This window comes from Salinivibrio sp. MA427 (genome assembly GCF_001996115.1).
Classification (GTDB): domain Bacteria; phylum Pseudomonadota; class Gammaproteobacteria; order Enterobacterales; family Vibrionaceae; genus Salinivibrio; species Salinivibrio costicola.
This window is the reverse complement of sequence record NZ_MUFH01000273.1, coordinates 1-3,282: the sequence shown is the minus strand read 5'-3', so window position 1 is coordinate 3,282 and position 3,282 is coordinate 1. Positions and strand designations below refer to the sequence as shown.

At 52.6% G+C, this 3,282-nt stretch carries 3 protein-coding genes and 1 pseudogene; 2 read left to right on the top strand and 2 right to left on the bottom strand.

Going from position 1 to position 3,282, the window contains the following annotated elements; all coding sequences use genetic code 11:
- On the bottom strand, nt 1-415 hold a 415-nt coding region (locus BZG79_RS13150), incomplete at its 3' end, for an ATP-binding cassette domain-containing protein (RefSeq protein ID WP_199877848.1).
- 240 nt (nt 416-655) lie between these two features.
- Here BZG79_RS13150 and BZG79_RS13145 point away from each other — a divergent pair.
- Together BZG79_RS13145 and BZG79_RS13140 are read left to right on the top strand one after the other, a co-directional pair.
- Nucleotides 656-2,104 (top strand): annotated as a pseudogene (locus BZG79_RS13145) (deoxyribodipyrimidine photo-lyase); the annotation flags it as partial.
- Nucleotides 2,105-2,237: 133 nt separating this feature from the next.
- The gene (locus BZG79_RS13140) at nt 2,238-2,399 is read left to right on the top strand and encodes a DUF2256 domain-containing protein (RefSeq protein WP_077577157.1); all 162 of its coding nucleotides are present in this window, start codon (nt 2,238-2,240) and stop codon (nt 2,397-2,399) included.
- On the opposite strand, the gene BZG79_RS13135 is transcribed toward BZG79_RS13140, so the two are convergent.
- Complete coding sequence (locus BZG79_RS13135) at nt 2,335-3,267, bottom strand: LysR family transcriptional regulator (protein ID WP_077577156.1); 933 nt, start codon at nt 3,265-3,267, stop codon at nt 2,335-2,337. The two genes, BZG79_RS13140 and BZG79_RS13135, sit on opposite strands and share 65 nt — an antisense overlap.
- Nucleotides 3,268-3,282: the final 15 nt, after the last annotated feature.

Genomic DNA, 3,282 nt, shown 5'->3' with positions numbered 1-3,282 from the left:
ATAAGGTATCGACCAAGCGCTCGGCATAATCTTGGGTACCGGTGAGCGCCATTGCCTCGTTGATCGCTTGGTGATCGGCTTTGGTCAACCGCCCCAGCAAGCCATGCCAAGGATAGCGACCAAAACTGACCAACTCATACCCAGTTAAGTTATCTGTTGCCGGTAAATGCTGTGGCAAATACGCCACCTCGCGCGCAAACGCTTTTTCTGACCATTTCGACAAGGGCTTTTGGTCTAATGCGATCTGTCCGCTGCTGGTTGCCTGTTGCTGCGCTAACAGCTTTATCAACGTCGATTTGCCCGAACCATTGTGGCCGACCAACGCACAGATTTTTCCTGGCGTAAACGACAAGCTCACCTTATCAAGCAACACTTTTCCGTTGACGGCAAACGCAACGTCCTTTGCCTCTAACATATCCCGATCCTACTGCTTAAGTACAAGCGCGGGATGCGCCTGTCAGTTAATTCTACAGTTGGTAATTTTCCGATGCTTAAAAGGCAAATGCAAACCATTTTGATTTCGCTTTGTACGCTTAGCGCTTGTTAATGAGAGAAATTAGACCTCAACCAAGTCACTATAAGGGATCCAAGCGTCATTCAGCCTCGTACCGCCAAGGGTGAATAAAAGTTTGTTGTTACGACTGTCGAGAGCCTTATGTCCGCGCCCATCAGCCTTGTGTGGCTAAAACGCGATTTACGCCTGCGGGATCATGCCCCTCTACAAGCTGCCATTGCCGCGGGGCGTCCCTTGGTGATTTTGTACCTGTTTGAGCCACTGCTGCTTAACGATCCGCACCATAGCGAGCGCCACTGGCGATTTGTCTGGCAGTCGCTGTGCGATCTTAATCAGCAGCTGGCGCCGCTTGGCGGGCAGGTCACCATTTGCCAAGGTGAAGCACTCGCCGTTTTCGACGCCATCCACCAGCAGCAGGCAATTGGCACGGTCTACAGCCATCAAGAAATTGGCGTCGACGCGACATTTTCTCGAGATAAAGCGGTGGCGAACTGGCTGGAGACCCATCAGATCCCATGGCATGAATATCCCACTGGGGCGGTGATCCGCGGCGCGAAAAATCGGGTTGATTGGGACGCAGAATGGCAAAAAGTGATGCGTGCCCCTCTTGCCGATCCGGATTGGCAACAAGCGCGCTGGCTAGACACATCACTTACTCTACCCGCGCTCGATCACCACAAGTGGGATTCTCCCGCGCCACGCTTTCAGCCCGGCGGGCCGAGTTGGGCGTATAAAACCTTGCAGTCTTTTTTCCGCGAGCGTGGGCAAACTTATCAGCGCCACATCTCTAAACCGCTCGCCAGCCGCAAAAGCTGTACCCGACTGTCACCCTATCTCGCATGGGGTAACATCAGCTTACGCGAAATGTATCAAATTACTCTCCTCCATTGGCAGAAAAAGGGTTGGCGGCGTGCGCTGGTCGCTATGGTGTCGCGTTTGCATTGGCACTGTCATTTTATGCAGAAATTTGAAAGCGAGCACCACATGGAGCATCGCCCCGTTAATCGCGGCTACTTACATTTTGAGTACGCGAACGGTCCGCAGAGCGATGCGCATCTGCTCGCATGGCAACAAAGTCATACCGGTTATCCGCTCGTCGATGCCTGTATGCGTTGCCTACACGCCACCGGCTATATCAACTTTCGTATGCGGGCGATGCTGGTCAGCTTTTTAACCCACCATTTGTTGATTGACTGGCGCCGCGGTGTGCATCATTTGGCGCAGCTATTTCTCGATTTTGAGCCCGGCATTCACTACCCCCAGTTTCAAATGCAGGCTGGCGTGACAGGCGCCAATACCCTGCGCATTTATAACCCAGTGAAACAATCGCAGGAGCAAGATCCGGAAGGGGCATTTATTCGTGAATGGTTACCTGAGCTTTCTCCCTTGCCCGACAGTTTGATCCACACCCCGTGGCAAATGACCGATATGGAAGCGATGATGTACGGGGTGGTGCTTGGTGAAGACTACCCGAAACCTATTGTCGATATCGAACAAACTGGCAAACGTGCGCGTGATATTTTATGGTCGTTTCGTCAACAAGACGCGGTTCGTATCGAAAAAGCACGGATCCTCGCCACCCATGTGCGTCCAAGCAGCCCTGAGCAAACAAATAGCCCTGAGCCAACAAGCAGCCCTGAACAACGAAAAAGCCCGGGGCACGCAGAAAAGCGCACTAAAAAATCACGTTTACCTGCCACTCAATCCACTGGAGGCAACCCAGATGGCGCATAAAAAGCCACACCTCCCCAGCAAGATATGTTTGATGTGCGAACGCCCGTTTACGTGGCGTAAAAAGTGGGCACGCTGTTGGGACGACGTTAGGTATTGCTCTGACCGTTGCCGCCGGGAAGGTCGTCGCCATGCGCGAGCGGCGACGCACTGAACGCATCTAAAAGCGAATTCAATTTCGGATGTACCCATTGACGTTTAATCGATACCGCATAGAACGGCTCATACACACTCGGCAGTAAAGCGTAGCGGGTAAGCATACCACTATCTAGCTCATCGCGGACCACCACTTCGGGCATCACCGCTAACGCATCATTGTCTCGGGTTAAAAGGCGCAGCATCGCCATATCATTGGCTTCTGCCATGATGTAAGGCTTGAGTTGATATTGCGCAGAGATGGCATCAAACCCCGAGCGAATTGGGTTATCGCCATAAGGCAACACCCACGCTTGGTGTTGATAGCTGGCGTCTAAGGTGGGCGACAAAGCTTTACCCGGCCAACCTATCACCGCCACTGGCTGGCGCGCTAGTTGCTGATACTGCCAAATCTGTTTATTGGTGCCACGCACCGCAATATTGGTCAGTGCTAAATCCAGCTGGTGATCAGACAGCGCATGGAGCAAGCCGGTTTGATCCATCGACTGCAACACATAACGGCACTCCCGTTGATTCACCAACGGCTGAATAAACTGCTCGATAAAGTTCCGCGACATGGTCGATAAGGTGCCAATGCGAATCGTGGCACTGGACAGCGCCCCGCCACTGGATAACAACTGCTCAAGCTCTTCCCCTTGGCGAAATATTTCTTCGGCATAGTTCATCGCTTGATAGCCACTTTCGGTCAACGTCAATGTACGACCTTGCCGCTCAAACAATTGCACCTGCATCGCCTGCTCAAGCTGCTTGATTTGTGACGACAGCGCCGACTGCGAAATATGCAGGTTACGGGCGGTCTGGGTCAGGTTGCCATGGCGTGCCACCTGCCAAAAATAATACAAATGATGGTAGTTAAGTCGGCTCATCGTTCTCTAAAACAG

Excerpts from the sequence above, each read along its gene's own strand:
- BZG79_RS13135 (WP_077577156.1), bottom strand. The coding sequence starts at position 3,267 with ATGAGCCGACTTAACTACCATCATTTGTATTATTTTTGGCAGGTGGCA.
- BZG79_RS13140 (WP_077577157.1), top strand. The coding sequence starts at position 2,238 with ATGGCGCATAAAAAGCCACACCTCCCCAGCAAGATATGTTTGATGTGC.